Here is a 14373-nt window from a genome sequence, read left to right on the forward strand (position 1 = left end):
AGCCCTCTACGACGGTACCTTGCCGGGCCCCCGGTTCGGGCCCCCCTTGGACCTACTCGGTCCAAGGGAGGTGTCGCCACCGAAGATTCAGCCGAGACCGACCGACGTCTTGCGGGTGGAAACGATCTGGTCCACAAGACCGTACGCCAGGGACTCCTCGGCCGTGAGGATCTTGTCCCGCTCGATATCGTCGCGGATCTTCTCGATGGGCGTGGTGGAGTGCTTGGCCAGCATCTCCTCGAGCTGCGAGCGCATCCGCAGGATCTCGTTGGCCGCGATCTCCAGGTCGGAGACCTGACCACGCCCGGTCTCACTGTACGGCTGGTGGATCAGGATCCGGGCATTGGGCAGGGCCATCCGCTTGCCCGGCGTACCGGCGGCGAGCAGCACGGCCGCGGCGGACGCCGCCTGGCCCATGCAGACCGTCTGGATGTCGGGCTTGACGAACTCCATCGTGTCGTAAATGGCGGTCAGCGCCGTGAACGAGCCGCCGGGAGAGTTGATGTAGACCGAAATGTCACGGTCCGGGTCCATCGACTCCAGGCACAGCAGCTGCGCCATGACGTCGTTGGCCGAGGCGTCGTCGATCTGGACGCCCAGGAAGATCACGCGCTCCTCGAAGAGCTTCGCGTACGGGTCGTACTCGCGGATGCCCTGGGAGGTGCGCTCGACGAAACGCGGAACGACATAGCGGGATTCGGCCATCGGGCCGTTGTACAGGCCGCTGCCGGGGAAGTTGCTCATCTGGGTCTTCACCATCCTGTGGCGATCTGGGGGCTGGAGGTCGGCTAGCGGGACGGCGGGACTCAGGCCCCGGTGCCGCCCCCGCCCGGAACGCTGGAGGCGGACGTCATGACGTCGTCGACCAGGCCGTACTCCTTGGCCTCCTGGGCGGAGAACCAGCGGTCGCGGTCGGAGTCACGGACGATCTGCTCAACCGTCTGGCCGGTGTGGAAGGAGGTCAGCTCGGCCATGCGCTTCTTGGTGTGCAGCAGCCGCTCGGCGTGGATCTTGATGTCCGAGGCGGAACCGGCCAGGCCCGCGGAGGGCTGGTGGATCAGGATCTCGGCATTGGGCAGCGCGAAACGCTTGCCCGGTGTGCCCGCGCTCAGCAGGAACTGCCCCATCGAGGCGGCGAGGCCCATGGCGATGGTGACCACGTCGTTCTGGATGTACTGCATGGTGTCGTAAATCGCCATGCCGGCCGAGATCGAGCCGCCCGGAGAGTTGATGTAGAGGTAAATGTCCTTGTCCGGATCGGCGGCGAGCAGGAGCAGCTGAGCCGTGATCTTGTTGGCGATGTCGTCGTCGACCTGCTGGCCGAGGAAGATGATCCGCTCGCCGAGCAGCCGGTTGTAGACCTGGTCGCCGAGGCCACCGACGGTCGGCTCGCCGGCGGCGGAAGGCATCGTATTCGTCACGTATCCACCTGCTCGTCTCTGACGGCTGACTGGCCGTCTCAGCGTCTTCTTCTGGGGTGCGGGAGTGTGGCCGCCGGTGCGGCCCCGGCGGGCTTGCGAGACTCCCCTGCCCTCGTATCTACGGACCCTAACGCGCTGGTCGGCGGGCGCCATCCCGCATCAGGAACTGTTCGCTCTGAGCGCATGTTCCGGAACCGGACCGGCATCGCGGAACACGAACGGGCCCGGACGCGTGCAGACGTTCGGGCCCGTTCGTACGGGCTGTGGAGCGGACCGGGATCAGCTCTCGGCCTTGTCCTGCTTCTCCTGGGACTCCGCGGGCTCCTCGGCGGCCTCGGTCGCGGCCTCGGCCCCGGCGGGCGCCTCGACGGCCTCGGAGGTGGCCTCGACCGTCTCGCCGGTCTCGTCCTCCTCGTCGTCCAGGTCGACGGTCTCGCCCTTGTCGTCGACGACCTTGGCGGCCTCGACCACGACGGCCAGCGCCTTGCCGCGGGCGACCTCGCCGACGAGCATCGGCACCTGGCCGCCCTCGACGACGGCCTGGGCGAACTGGTCCGGGCTCATGCCGGAGGACTGCGCACGGCGCATGAGGTGCTCGGTGAGCTCCTCCTGGCCGACGGAGAGCTGCTCCTTGTTGACCAGCTCGTCGAGGACGAACTGGGTCCGGATGCCCTTCTCGGCCTGCTCCTTGAGCTCGGCGTCGAACTCCTCGGCGGTCTTGTCCTGCATCTGCAGGTACGACTCGAGGTTCAGGCCCATCTGCCCGAGCTGGTGGTGCTCGAGGTTGTGCTTACGGGTGTTGATCTCTTCCTCGAGGAGCTTCTCGGGGATCGGCACCTCGACCAGCTCCAGCAGGGCGTCCAGCACCTTCTCCTGGGCCTGGGTGGCCTGCTCGAACTTCTTCGACCGCTCCAGGCGCTTACGGCTGTCCGCGCGCAGCTCCTCGAGGGTGTCGAACTCGCTGGCCAGCTGGGCGAAGTCGTCGTCGAGCTCGGGCAGCTCACGGGCCTTGACCTCGGACACCTTGACCGAGACCTCGGCCTCCTTGCCCTGGGCGGAGCCGCCCTTGAGCTCGGAGGCGAAGGTGGCCTCGCCACCCGCCTCCAGGCCGGTCACGGCCTCGTCGATGCCGTCCAGCAGCTCGCCCGAGCCGATGGTGTAGGTGACGCCGGTGGCGACACCGTCCTCCAGGACCTCGCCCTCGACCTTGGCCTCGAGGTCGATCACGACGATGTCGCCCTCGGCGGCGGCGCGCTCCACCGGGCTGGTGGTGGCGAACCGCTCGCGGAGCTGCTCGACGGACTTGTCGAGGTCCTCGTCCGAGACCTCGACGGCGTCGACGGTGACCTCGATACCGGAGTAGTCCGGGATCTCGATCGTCGGGCGGATGTCGACCTCGGCGGTGAAGGTCAGGAGCTCGTTGTCCTTGAGCTCGGTGATGTCCACCTCGGGCTGGCCGAGCGGGTTCAGCTCGCCCTCGTTCACCGCGTCGGTGTAGAACTTCGGGAGCGCCTCGTTGACGGCCTCTTCCAGGACGGCGCCACGACCGAACCGCTGGTCGATGATGCGGGCCGGGATCTTGCCCTTACGGAACCCAGGCACCGTGACCTGCTGGTTGATCTTCTTGTACGCCGCGTCGAGGCTGGGCTTGAGCTCCTCGAAGGGCACCTCGACAGTGAGCCGAACCCGGGTCGGGTTCAGGTTCTCCACGGCGCTCTTCACGGTTGGGTCTCCTTGGGGGCTGACGTGTGGTGTTCAGCTGCGGTGCGCTGTCGCGTCGCAGCGGATTCGCGTCCGGTTAAAAAAGACACAGACACGCAGCTTGCATAGTAACCGCAAGCATGTCGGGCCCCACAACGCGATCTTGACGCCTGTGGATGGTCGGGGTGGCCGGATTCGAACCGACGACCTTCCGCTCCCAAAGCGGACGCGCTACCAAGCTGCGCCACACCCCGTCGGTGCGACACGTAGGGTACATGCCCGCGGACCCCCCGGCTGCCGGTTATTCGACTGGTGGGCAAGGGTGTGCGGGGAACGGTGGAGAACCGCTACGATGCATCTCGTGCCGCGATCCGGGTGATCATGCCTGGGCGGGGGTGTCCGGGTGACCGTGCATCCGCGTACGCGGCGTGTGCGGGCGTAGCTCAATGGTAGAGCCCCAGTCTTCCAAACTGGCTACGCGGGTTCGATTCCCGTCGCCCGCTCCACTGCTTTCGGCCCGGCCCGGGGAACCCCCGGAGCCGGGCCGTTTGCGTATGCATACACACCCAGGCATCCGCGCCCCCGTGACGCGGGGCGCGGATGCCTCAAGGGTTGAGCCAGGGCCGGCGTCAGGGGTTGACGTCGGCAATCGCCTGGGCGGCCGAGTCGAGGAACTTCTGGATGTCCGGCGCGACGTTGGACGAGGCGAGCAGGAACCCGAAGAGGATCGCGACGAGGGCAGGGCCCCACTTGACCCGGCCATTCCGGATCATTATCACCAGGATGATGCCCACCAGCAGCACCAATGACAGGGAAATGGCCACAACATCCCACCCTCAGTCGCACACGTCTCACAGGCCCCGGAAGCACGCGACCCCGCACACCCCCGCAGTCACCATCGTGCCATCAACTCCCCCCGCTCAGCAGCGGGATGGAGCGATATACGGTCACCTGTGCACACGCCACCCACCCCTTCGGTACCCGTCCGGAAACTACTCATTCAAAGGGGCGCGGGTGATGCTGCCCACAACTCGGCGGGGCGCCCGACTGGTTTATTCCGACCGCCCCGGATGATCTCGGGCGGGAATTCGGAATTCGTCCGGCGATCACTCGACAGGGTGACAAAACATCAATGAATCAGACATTCCGCCAGAGCCGCCTGCGGGGCATATGCCCCAATTAAGTAGGATGAAAGTGGTCAGAACGGACGGTCTGAGCCGAGATATCGAATGACCGCATCGCTTTGTCGACTCCCCACCGACTTCCCCGGGCCGGCTATCAGTCGCGAGCGAAGACCATGAACGGAAAGCAAACAGAACGAGGTTTTACGCAATACAGGTTTGAGCGCTATCGTGCCTTAGATGTTTCACGCTGCCATGACTCCCCCACGCGCAGTGAGGTCCCGGGTGGTCTCCCCCAGTTCCTGGTGGGAGGGCCTGTGACCAACTCCCTGCGCCCGCACAGTTATCAGCGGACCCCCCTACCCCAGGAGGCGGCGCCCACTCCCCCTACGCCGCGGGCCGAAGAACCAGGGCAGCAGGCGTCCACCCCGCCCGCCCCCAGCGTCCCCGCCGGGCAGAAGCCCAAACAGCGGGACGCGTTCTTCGACAACGCGAAGTACCTCGCGATCGTGCTGGTCGCGATGGCCCACTCCTGGGAGCCGCTGACCGACTCCAGCCGCACCGCGGAAGCGCTGTACATGGTCGTGTACACCTTCCACATGCCGGCCTTCATCGTGATCTCCGGCTATTTCTCGCGCAGCTTCGACATGCGGCCGGACCGGCTCAAGCGCCTGATCACCGGCGTAGCGGTGCCCTACGTGATCTTCGAGATCGCGTACACGCTGTTCAAGCGCTGGGCGGACGACGACCCGACGTACGACTTCAGCCTGCTCGACCCCTGGTACCTCACCTGGTTCCTGATCGCGCTGTTCGTATGGCGGCTGTCCACTCCGCTCTGGAAGCTGGTGCGCTGGCCGATCCCGCTCTCGCTCGCGGTCGCCACCCTCGCGGCGGTCTCGCCCGACATCGGCGACGACCTGGACATGCAGCGCCTGCTGCAGTTCCTGCCGTTCTTCGTCCTCGGCCTGTGCATGAAGCCCGAGCACTTCCAGATGGTCCGCCACCGCTCGGTGCGGATCGCGTCGGTGCCGATCTTCGCGTGTGCCCTCGTCTTCGCCTACTGGGCGGCGCCGCGGATGACCTCGGTGTGGTTCTACCACCGCGAGAGCGTCCAGGAACTGGGCGCGCCGCCGTGGACCGGCCCGGTGATGACACTCGCCCTCTTCGGCTGCTCGGTCGTGCTGGTGAGTTGCTTCTTCGCCTGGGTGCCGCGGCGGCACATGTGGTTCACGGTGCTGGGCGCCGGGACGCTGTACGGCTACCTGCTGCACGGCTTCCTCGCCAAGGGCTCCCGCTTCTGGGGCTGGTTCGACAACGAGTGGCTGCACAAGCCGCTGGGGGAGATCGCGGTCACGGTCATCGCCGCCTCCGTGGTCACCGTGCTGTGCACGCCTCCCGTCCAGCGCGCCTTCCGCTTCGCCATGGAACCGAAGATGGCCTGGGCCTTCCGTAAGGACCCCGCCGAACAGGCCCGCAGCCGCACGACGACGGCCGCCTAGCGCGCCGCCGGGCACGACGCGAAGGGCTGGACCGCGGACCCCACCACGGGCCGGCCCTTTCACGGCTTCGGCGTCGTGCGGCGCAGCGCCGCACGGGCCGGGAGCGCCGTCGCCGCGAGGCCCAGCGCCACGGCGGCGCCCGCGAAGCCCGCGTAGGTGAGGGGCGGCACATACGGGTCCTCGCCGGTCAGGCCGCGCATCATCGGCGCCAGCGTGGCCATCGCGATCGCCGTGCCCAGGGCGATGCCCGCCGTGGCCACCAGCAGCGCCTCCCAGCGCACCATCCCGAGCACCTGCCGCCGGGTGGTGCCGATCAGCCGCAGGGTGCCCAGTTCGCGGCGGCGGTCCAGCACCGTCATCACCAGGGTGTTGACGGCGGCGACGGCGGCGAAGCCGCCGAGGACGGCCGCCATGACGGTGTTGGCCCAGGCGTTCAGCTTCCGGTCCTCGTCCTGGGCCGCCGCGTAGCCGTCCCGGTCGGTGACCTGCTCGCCGAGCGGGCCCAGCGCCGCCGCGACGGCCTTACGGTCGGCCCCATCGGCGTCCCGCACCAGCACATCGCTGTCGAACGACGACGTCACATGGCCGGCCAGCGCCGTACGGGGCAGGGTGAGCTCGGCGATCCCCAGTCCGCGCCCGTAGATCGCGACCACGGTGGGCGAGATCCTCGTGCCGTCCGGGAGGTGGAGGGCGAGCCGATGGCCTACCCGGACGTGAGCCGCCTTCGCCAGGAGCGCGTCGACGGCCACCCGGCCCGGCCCCAGGGCGTCCAGGCGCCCCTTACGGACGTCCAGGTCCTGTACGGCCGCCAGATCGCGGCCGCTCCCCGAGACGCCCTGCGTCGACGCGGTCCGCAGCCAGCGGCCGTCGCCCGAGCCGACCGGGACCAGCACCCCCGCGCGCAACAGGCCCACTGACGCGGCCACGCCCCGTACGGAGCCGGCGCGGGCCGCGGTACCGGAGGGGAGCCCGTCCGGGGCGGAGATCACCTGGTCGGCGACGATGCCCGCCCGCCGCTGGCGGTCGCCCGCGTGGTCCTCGCTGGTGTGCATGAACACGAGGGTCGAGGCGAAGGCCATGGCCAGCACGATCGGGGTGATCGCCGAGGCCAGGCGGCGGGCGTTGGCCCGGCTGTTGGCCGAGGCCAGATGGGCCGACGCCGGTCCCGCGCGCAGCGGCAGACCGATCAGCCATCCGCTCGGCGATCTCGTGGGCCGGGGCGCGGAGGAGCCGGTCGGCGATCGCGCCGTCGGCGAGGAAGAGCACGCGGTCGGCGTAGCTCGCGGCGACCGGGTCGTGCGTGACCATCACGACGGTCGCGCCCATCGCGTCCACGGCCTGCCGCAGGAGGGTGAGCACCTCGGCGGCGGTGTTGGTGTCCAGGGCGCCGGTCGGCTCGTCGGCGAAGACGACATCGGGGTGGGTGACCAGGGCGCGGGCGATGGCCACCCTCCCCCAGCCTTCGGCCGGGAGGTGCCCCCTGCTGCTGGCCGCCGGAGAGCTCACCGGGCCGGCCGCCTGGTCTGCTCCCCCAGCCCGACCTGGGCGAGCACCTCACGGGCCCGGTGGCGGTCGGGGCGGGCGCCCGCGAGCCGCATCGGGAGCAGCACGTTCTGCTCGACGGTCAGGGAGGGGAGGAGGTTGAAGGACTGGAAGACGAACCCGAGGCGGGCGCGGCGCAGCGCGGTGAGCTTGTTCTCACTCATTCCGGTGATTTCGGTGCCACCGAGCCGCACGGACCCGGCGGTCGGCCGGTCGAGCCCGGCGGCGCACTGCAGGAACGTCGACTTGCCGCAGCCCGAGGGGCCCATGACGGCGGTGAAGCTGCCGCGCGGAAGGGCGAGGTCGATGCCGCGCAGGGCGTGGACGGCGGTGCGGCCACGGCCGTAGCGGCGCTGGATGCCGTGGAGTTCGATGGCATGGGCGTCGTGGTGCGGCGCCGGTGCCGCCGTCTCTCGCCGCTTGCGCAGCCGCATGGTGGTGACCCTTCCGAGGAGTTCGCCCGATTCCCCTCGAACGTACGGATCGCGGCCCCTTGGCAGCCATGACGGCGACCGGCGTATCCGGGGTGGGGTTAACCCCCGCCGGGACCTCGCGGGCAGGCGCCACCGGGCAGTCGGGCGGGAAAGGCGCGGCTACTGACGGCAGATCAGCAGCAGGGCCCGGTCGTCGTTGACGTCCTTCGCGACCGTCTCGATCAGGTGCCAGGCCGCGCCGTGGAAGCCGGAGCCCACGTAGCGGTCCGCCTCGCCCGTAAGGCGGTCGATGCCTTCGCTGATGTCCCGGTCGGCGGTCTCGACGAGGCCGTCGGTGAAGAGCATCAGGACGTCGCCGGGGCGGAGGGTGCCCTTGGTGGAGTCGAACTGGGCGCCGTCGTAAACACCCAGCAGGGGGCCGTCGGCGGACTTCTCCTCCCACTTGCCGGTGCCCGCGCTCAACTGGAGCGCGGGCAGATGTCCGGCGGAGAAGAGCTCGAAGTCGCCGCTGTCGAGGTCGAGGACGAGATGGATGGAGGTGGCGAAGCCCTCGTCCCAGTCCTGGCGCAGGAGATAGCCGTTGGCGGCCGGGAGGAAGCCGTGCGGGGGCAGGGAGCCGAGGAGGCCGCCGAAGGCGCCGGAGAGCAGCAGGGCGCGCGAGGCGGCGTCCATGCCCTTGCCGGAGACGTCGGTGAGGACGACCTCGAGGGTGCGGCCGCCGCCGGTGCGGGCGGCCACGACGAAGTCACCGGAGAAGGACTGTCCGCCGGCCGGGCGCAGCGCCATCTCGCGGTGCCAGCCGCGCGGCAGACCGGGCAGCTTGCTCTGGACGCGGATGCGCTCGCGCAGGTCGAAGAGCATGGTGCCGCCGCGCCGCCAGGGCACCCCGACGCGGCTGCGGAACTGGGCGATCAGCAGGCCGAAGAAGCCGACGGCGGCGACGACCAGGATGGTGCCGGGGGTGACCCGGGACGAGGCGTCCTCCTCGGTGTACGGGCCGAGCACGGCGGACTCCACGATCAGGGCCGTGGCGGCCGCCGCGTAGAGGGCGAGCAGGCTGGCGGGGCGCAGCAGCAGCCCGCCCGCGACGATGGGCAGGACGAGGGCGGACGGGGAGCACCAGTCGGGCTGGGCGATGGTGCCTCCGGCGATGGCGGGGATGCCGAGGAGCAGCGCCGTCAGGGCGAGCCGGTCGGAGCCCTCGCCGCGGAAATAGTCCACTCCGGCTTTGCGCATGCCTGTGCGAGCCCGGTGCAGAGCTCTGCGCATCCGGGCCCACGGAGTGTCCACGCCGCCAGTCATTGCATCGGGACCCTACCCACCCGTTCGGACGCGCGTCGATTCGTGGCGCGTTGAACCACCCAGCCAGGGGGGCAATAGTAAGCGAAATTCGTTCGCGTGTACGGGAAACGGTTGCTAGGGATGGGAATATGAGGACTGAGCTGCGTGTGCTCGACCCATCGATTTGGGATGATTGGTACGGAAAACTGGTACTCGCATTCGGAGGAGTTCCCGAAGCGCCGGAGGAATCCGCGCTCTGGAGGGAGTTGACCGAATGCGAGCGCTCGATCGGCGTGTGGGACGGCGCCGACATCGTCGGCACGGCGGGGCTGTTCAGCTTCCGGCTGTCGGTTCCCGGCGGGGCGATCGTCCCCGCGGCCGGTGTCACGATGGTGAGCGTGCAGGCCACGCACCGGCGGCGCGGCACGCTGCGGAGCATGATGCGGCGGCAGTTGGACGACATACGTGCGGCGGGCGATGAGCCGCTGGCCGTTCTGACCGCATCGGAACCGGACATCTACGGACGGTTCGGGTACGGCGCCGCCACCCAGAACGCCTGCGCCGAGATCGACACCACCCAGGTGCGACTGACCGTCCCCGAGGGCACCGACGACGTGCGGCTGCGCGTGGTGCCCCCGGAGTCGGCCGTCGAGGCGTGCGAGGCCGTCTACGCCCGGCGGGTGTCCGCCCGCCCGGGCATGCTGGAGCGGCGCCCCGGCTGGGAGCGGCTGCCGCTGCTGGACCCGCCCGGCGAGCGTGAAGGCGCCTCCCCGCTGCGCTGTGTGCTGGCCGAGTCGGGCGGCGAGGTCAGCGGCTACGCACGCTTCGCGGTCAAGCCCGACTGGGATCTGGCCGGGCCGAAGGGCACGGTCATCCTGCGCGATCTGGAGGCCCTGGACCCGGCGTCCTACGCGGCCCTGTGGCGCCTGCTCTTCGAACTCGACCTGACCTCGGTGATCCGGACCGGCTCCCGCCCGGTCGACGATCCGTGGCAGCACCTGGTCTCGGACATCCGGCGGTGCGCCGTAAGGCTGCGCGACTCGCTGTACGTCCGCCTGGTGGACGTGGGGACCGCGCTCGAGAGGCGGACGTACGCGACCCCGGTGGACGCCGTCCTGGAGGTCACGGACCCCTTCTGCCCGTGGAACGAGGGGCGCTGGCGGCTGAGCGGCGACGCCAAGGGCGCCTCCTGCGAGCGGACACAGGACGCTCCCGACCTCCGGCTGGGCGTACGGGAGCTGGGGGCGGCGTATCTCGGCGGGGTTTCGCTGACCGCGCTGGCGGGTGCGGGACGCGTCCGGGAGATCCGTCAGGGCGCCCTTACGGAGGCCGCGACGGCCTTCGCCTCCCCGGTCGCCCCATGGTTGCCCCACGGCTTCTGACGGCTTCGGGGCGGCGGATGCGGCCCTGAGGGTGAGCGGCCCGCGGCCGTTTCAAGGGCGCTGCCTCATGGCCGCTGCCTTACGGTCGCCGCCTTACGGTCGCCGCCTTACGGTCGCTGCCTTACGGTCGCCGCCTCAGGGCCGCTGGCAGTCAGGGCACCAGAAGAGGTTGCGGGCGGCGAGATCGGCGGTACGGATCTCGCCACCGCAGACATGGCAGGGCTGTCCGGCGCGCCGGTAGACATAGACCTCGCCGCCGTGGTCGTCCACGCGCGGCGGGCGGCCCATCGCCTCGGGGGTGTGCTCGGGGCGGACCGTGTCGATCCGGTTGTTCCGCACCCCCTCGCGCATCAGCGCCACCAGGTCGGCCCAGATCGCGTCCCATTCGGCGCGGGTCAGCGCCCGGCCGGGCCGGTAGGGGTCGATACCGTGCCGGAAGAGCACCTCGGCACGGTAGACGTTCCCGACGCCGGAGATCACCTTCTGGTCCATGAGCAGCGCGGCCACGCTGACCCGGCTGCGGGAGATCCGGGTCCAGGCCCGCTCGCCGTCGTCCGCCGGGCGCAGCGGATCGGGGCCCAGCCGGTCGTGGATCGCCTGCTTCTCCCCGTCGGTGATCAGCGCACAGGCGGTCGGGCCGCGCAGATCCGCGTAGCCCTCGGGGTTCGCCAGCCGCAGCCGGACGGTGTCGGTGGCGGGCGGGGCGGGGGCCGGGCCGAAGGCGTACGTACCGAAGAGCCCGAGGTGGACGTGGACCCAGCCGGTGGCCGCGAAGTCCAGGAACAAGTGCTTGCCGTGGGCCTCGGCGTGATGCAGCGGCTGGCCGTCGATCAGCCCGGCGCCGTCGGCGAACTTCCCCTGTGGGCTGGTGGCCCGGACGGGCCGGCCGCCGAAGGTCTCGAGGTGGTCGGCGGCCAGCCGGTGGATCGTGTGCCCTTCGGGCATCAGTCGCCTTGCGGATGATGGGCCGGGATGGGCGGCAGCTCGCCGGTGGTCTCGTAGGCGCTGAGCATCTCGATGCGGCGGGTGTGCCGCTCCTCGCCCGAGTACGGGGTGTTCAGGAAGATCTCGACGAACTTGGTCGCCTCGTCCTGCGTGTGCATCCGGGCGCCGACGCTGATCACATTGGCGTTGTTGTGCTCACGGCCGAGGGCCGCGGTCTGCTCGCTCCAGGCAAGTGCCGCGCGCACCCCCTTGACCTTGTTCGCCGCGATCTGCTCACCATTGCCGGATCCGCCGATGACGATGCCGAGGCTCTCGGGGTCGGCGGCGGTCCGCTCCGCGGCGCGCAGGCAGAACGGCGGGTAGTCGTCCTGCGAGTCGTAGACGTGCGGGCCGCAGTCGACGGGCTCATGGCCGGCCGCGTTGAGCCACTCCACGAGGTGGTTCTTGAATTCGAAACCGGCATGATCCGAGCCGAGGTACACGCGCATATTCCGAGTGTGTCATGGCCGTGTGGCCCCCGCGGCCCCGGGTAGGCGTCGCATAAAACTCTGTAGTGCCAAGGAACCTCATGAAAACCTCAAGTAACAATCTGGAATCAAAGGTTCAACTGGCGGACCTCCTGAGATTCACTGGCGTCGCTCGTAACGCGAGAGCAAAGGAATCCAGCACATGAGCGCACAACCTGCGACCACGCCGGAGCAGCAGCAGGCTGCCGGCGATCCGGGCTCGCCCGACGGCCTCAAGGCGGGGCTCAAGAACCGCCATCTGTCGATGATCGCGATCGGCGGGGTGATCGGCGCCGGCCTGTTCGTCGGCTCCAGCGCGGGTATCGCGAAGGCCGGTCCCGGCATTCTTGTCTCGTATGCGCTGGTCGGCCTCATGGTCGTCTTCGTCATGCGGATGCTCGGCGAGATGTCCGCCGCCAATCCCACCTCCGGCTCCTTCTCCGCCTACGCCGACCGGGCGCTCGGCCGCTGGGCCGGTTTCTCCATCGGCTGGCTGTACTGGTTCTTCTGGGTCGTGGTGCTGGCGGTCGAGGCCACCGCCGGCGCCAAGATCCTGGAGGGCTGGTGGCCGGCGGTCCCGCAGTGGGGCTGGGCGCTGATCGTCATGGTGGTGCTCACCGCGACCAACCTGGTCTCGGTCGGCTCCTACGGTGAGTTCGAGTTCTGGTTCGCCGGGATCAAGGTCGTGGCGATCGCCGCGTTCATCGTGGTCGGCGGGCTCGCGGTCTTCGGAGTGCTGCCGCATTCGGACAACGAGGGCGCGGGCCTGGCCCACCTCTCCGATCACGGCGGCTTCCTGCCGAACGGGCCGGGCGCCATCCTCACCGGTGTGCTGCTCGTGGTCTTCTCCTTCATGGGCAGCGAGATCGTCACCCTCGCGGCCGGTGAGTCCGAGAACCCGCAGCGGGCGGTCACCAAGGCCACCAACAGCGTGATCTGGCGTATCGCGGTCTTCTACCTGGGCTCGATCTTCGTCGTGGTCACGCTGCTGCCCTGGGACTCCAAGGCGATCGCCGACGACGGCAGCTATGTCGCGGCGCTGGACTCGATCGGCATTCCGCACGCCGGCGACATCATGAACGTGATCGTGCTGACCGCCGTGCTCTCGTGTCTGAACTCCGGCCTGTACACCGCCTCCCGCATGGCCTTCTCGCTCGGCCAGCGCGGCGACGCCCCGGCCGCCTTCGCCCGCACCAACGCCCGTGGCGTGCCGGCGGCCGCGATCCTCGGCTCGGTCGTCTTCGGCTTCGTCGCGGTCTGGTTCAACTACCAGTGGCCGGACACGGTCTTCACCTTCCTGCTGAACTCCTCGGGTGCGGTCGCGCTCTTCGTCTGGCTGGTGATCTGCTTCAGCCAGTTGCGGATGCGCGGGATCATCCTGCGCGAGAACCCCGAGAAGCTGATCGTCCGGATGTGGCTGTTCCCGTATCTGACCTGGGCGACGATCGCGATGATCTCGTTCGTCCTGGTCTATATGCTCACCGACAAGGACGGGCGCGAGCAGGTGCTCCTCTCCGCGCTGGTGGCCGCGCTCGTGGTGGCCTTCGCCCTGGTCCGGGACCGCCTCGTGGCCGGTCGCGCTATCGACCCGGCCGCCTCCTCCGACGCCTCCGCCAAGGAGACGGCGGCCCCGTAGAGGCGCGCTCTGCTGAATTCCCCTGTGCCCCTGGGCGGCGGTGTACCGGCCGCCGCCTGGGGGCACAGCCGTGTCCGGGGCCGGGTCCAAGGGCTGCGTACGGGGGCCGGGTCCGGTGGGCTGCCTCCGGGGGCTGTCTCGGGGGGACTGCGTACGGGGGCCGGGTCCGGTGGGCTGCGTACGGGAGCTGTGCCGGGCTCAGACGACGCGCGGAAGGACCCGCTCCGCGAAGGCCCGGACCGCGTCCAGCACCCCCGTGCCCCGGTGCCCGACGCCGGGCACGATGTCGAGGGTGACGTCGATGCCCAGCGCGGTGTAGTTGTCCCGCAGCGCGGTGATGCGCTCCACGCGGGTGCGGCCGACGGCGTCGGCGCCGTCCATCCAGTTGGAGTCACCGGGGTTGTTGATCTTCCAGGTCTCGGTGTCCTCCGCCCCGACCGCCATGTGCACGGGCACCTTACGGATCTCATCCAGCCGCAGCGGCACCCCGAAGCGTGCCGCTGATCCCGCTGTGGGTGAAGCTCCTCCGGCTGCCGCGCCCGCTGCTCACCGCGGGCATCCTCGTCTTCGCGGCCCTCGGGGTGTACGCGCTGTCGCAGAGCGCGGTCGACCTCGGCATCGCGGTGCTCTTCGGCGTCCTGGGCTTCGGCATGCGCCGCACCGGCTATCCCGTCGCCCCGCTGATCCTGGGCGCCGTACTGGGCCCGATGGCGGAGACCCAGTTCCGGCGCGCGCCGGCCTTCAGCGAGGGCGACTGGACGATCTTCTTCACCCGCCCGCTCTCCGCGGCGATCCTGTGCCTGTCGCTGATCGCGCTGGTCGGGCCGATGGCCGCACGGGCGATCCGCCGGACGCGGGGACGGGCGCCGGAGACGGCGGGCTGATCACAACGGACCACCGGGGCC

At 69.8% G+C, this 14373-nt stretch carries 12 protein-coding genes, 2 tRNA genes and 2 pseudogenes; 5 read left to right on the forward strand and 11 right to left on the reverse strand.

Annotated features, from left to right (window positions below; genetic code table 11):
- Positions 1 to 87: 87 nt before the first annotated feature.
- From STRVI_RS37100 to STRVI_RS37115, 4 genes are all read right to left on the reverse strand, one after another.
- On the reverse strand, positions 88 to 744 hold the full coding sequence (locus STRVI_RS37100; RefSeq protein ID WP_014060703.1) for an ATP-dependent Clp protease proteolytic subunit: 657 nt from the start codon (positions 742 to 744) through the stop codon (positions 88 to 90).
- Between the two features lie 62 nt (positions 745 to 806).
- Complete coding sequence (locus STRVI_RS37105; protein ID WP_014060704.1) at positions 807 to 1421, reverse strand: ATP-dependent Clp protease proteolytic subunit; 615 nt, start codon at positions 1419 to 1421, stop codon at positions 807 to 809.
- A gap of 279 nt (positions 1422 to 1700) precedes the next feature.
- Entirely contained in the window at positions 1701 to 3143 is a 1443-nt protein-coding gene (gene tig / locus STRVI_RS37110) for a trigger factor (RefSeq protein WP_014060705.1), read from the reverse strand.
- A gap of 156 nt (positions 3144 to 3299) precedes the next feature.
- Positions 3300 to 3376: transfer RNA gene (locus STRVI_RS37115), tRNA-Pro, on the reverse strand.
- Positions 3377 to 3554: 178 nt separating this feature from the next.
- On the opposite strand from STRVI_RS37115, the gene STRVI_RS37120 reads away from it, so the two are divergent.
- Positions 3555 to 3628, forward strand: a tRNA-Gly gene (locus STRVI_RS37120).
- A gap of 123 nt (positions 3629 to 3751) precedes the next feature.
- Here the strand turns inward: STRVI_RS37120 and STRVI_RS37125 are convergent.
- Positions 3752 to 3946: a hypothetical protein gene (locus STRVI_RS37125; protein ID WP_014060706.1), complete on the reverse strand. Its 195-nt coding sequence runs from the start codon at positions 3944 to 3946 to the stop codon at positions 3752 to 3754.
- Positions 3947 to 4560: 614 nt separating this feature from the next.
- On the opposite strand from STRVI_RS37125, the gene STRVI_RS37130 reads away from it, so the two are divergent.
- Positions 4561 to 5742: an acyltransferase family protein gene (locus tag STRVI_RS37130; protein ID WP_014060707.1), complete on the forward strand. Its 1182-nt coding sequence runs from the start codon at positions 4561 to 4563 to the stop codon at positions 5740 to 5742.
- Positions 5743 to 5801: 59 nt separating this feature from the next.
- Here STRVI_RS37130 and STRVI_RS37135 read toward each other — a convergent pair.
- From STRVI_RS37135 to STRVI_RS37145, 3 genes and pseudogenes are all read right to left on the reverse strand, one after another.
- Positions 5802 to 6932 (reverse strand): annotated as a pseudogene (locus tag STRVI_RS37135) (ABC transporter permease); the annotation flags it as partial.
- A pseudogene (locus STRVI_RS37140) lies at positions 6919 to 7718 on the reverse strand (ABC transporter ATP-binding protein); the annotation flags it as partial. The pseudogenes STRVI_RS37140 and STRVI_RS37135, both read right to left, overlap by 14 nt.
- Positions 7719 to 7877: 159 nt before the next feature.
- The gene (locus tag STRVI_RS37145; protein WP_014060708.1) at positions 7878 to 9020 is read right to left on the reverse strand and encodes a PP2C family protein-serine/threonine phosphatase; all 1143 of its coding nucleotides are present in this window, start codon (positions 9018 to 9020) and stop codon (positions 7878 to 7880) included.
- Positions 9021 to 9148: 128 nt separating this feature from the next.
- Here STRVI_RS37145 and STRVI_RS37150 point away from each other — a divergent pair, with 128 nt between their 5' ends.
- The gene (locus tag STRVI_RS37150; protein ID WP_014060709.1) at positions 9149 to 10381 is read left to right on the forward strand and encodes a GNAT family N-acetyltransferase; all 1233 of its coding nucleotides are present in this window, start codon (positions 9149 to 9151) and stop codon (positions 10379 to 10381) included.
- Between the two features lie 135 nt (positions 10382 to 10516).
- On the opposite strand, the gene STRVI_RS37155 is transcribed toward STRVI_RS37150, so the two are convergent.
- Complete coding sequence (locus STRVI_RS37155) at positions 10517 to 11326, reverse strand: Fpg/Nei family DNA glycosylase (RefSeq protein ID WP_014060710.1); 810 nt, start codon at positions 11324 to 11326, stop codon at positions 10517 to 10519.
- Positions 11326 to 11814, reverse strand: a complete 489-nt coding sequence (locus STRVI_RS37160; protein ID WP_014060711.1) for a ribose-5-phosphate isomerase — start codon at positions 11812 to 11814, stop codon at positions 11326 to 11328. Before STRVI_RS37160 ends, STRVI_RS37155 begins: the two co-directional genes overlap by 1 nt.
- Positions 11815 to 11995: 181 nt before the next feature.
- Between STRVI_RS37160 and STRVI_RS37165 the strand changes: the two genes are divergently transcribed.
- Complete coding sequence (locus STRVI_RS37165; RefSeq protein WP_014060712.1) at positions 11996 to 13468, forward strand: amino acid permease; 1473 nt, start codon at positions 11996 to 11998, stop codon at positions 13466 to 13468.
- Between the two features lie 198 nt (positions 13469 to 13666).
- On the opposite strand, the gene STRVI_RS37170 is transcribed toward STRVI_RS37165, so the two are convergent.
- A complete protein-coding gene (locus STRVI_RS37170) occupies positions 13667 to 13912 on the reverse strand; it encodes a hypothetical protein (RefSeq protein ID WP_251982816.1) in 246 nt (81 codons plus the stop codon).
- Between the two features lie 50 nt (positions 13913 to 13962).
- Here STRVI_RS37170 and STRVI_RS37175 point away from each other — a divergent pair, with 50 nt between their 5' ends.
- A complete protein-coding gene (locus tag STRVI_RS37175; protein WP_043237142.1) occupies positions 13963 to 14352 on the forward strand; it encodes a tripartite tricarboxylate transporter permease in 390 nt (129 codons plus the stop codon).
- Positions 14353 to 14373 lie beyond the last annotated feature (21 nt).

Source organism: Streptomyces violaceusniger Tu 4113, from assembly GCF_000147815.2.
GTDB lineage: Bacteria > Actinomycetota > Actinomycetes > Streptomycetales > Streptomycetaceae > Streptomyces > Streptomyces violaceusniger_A.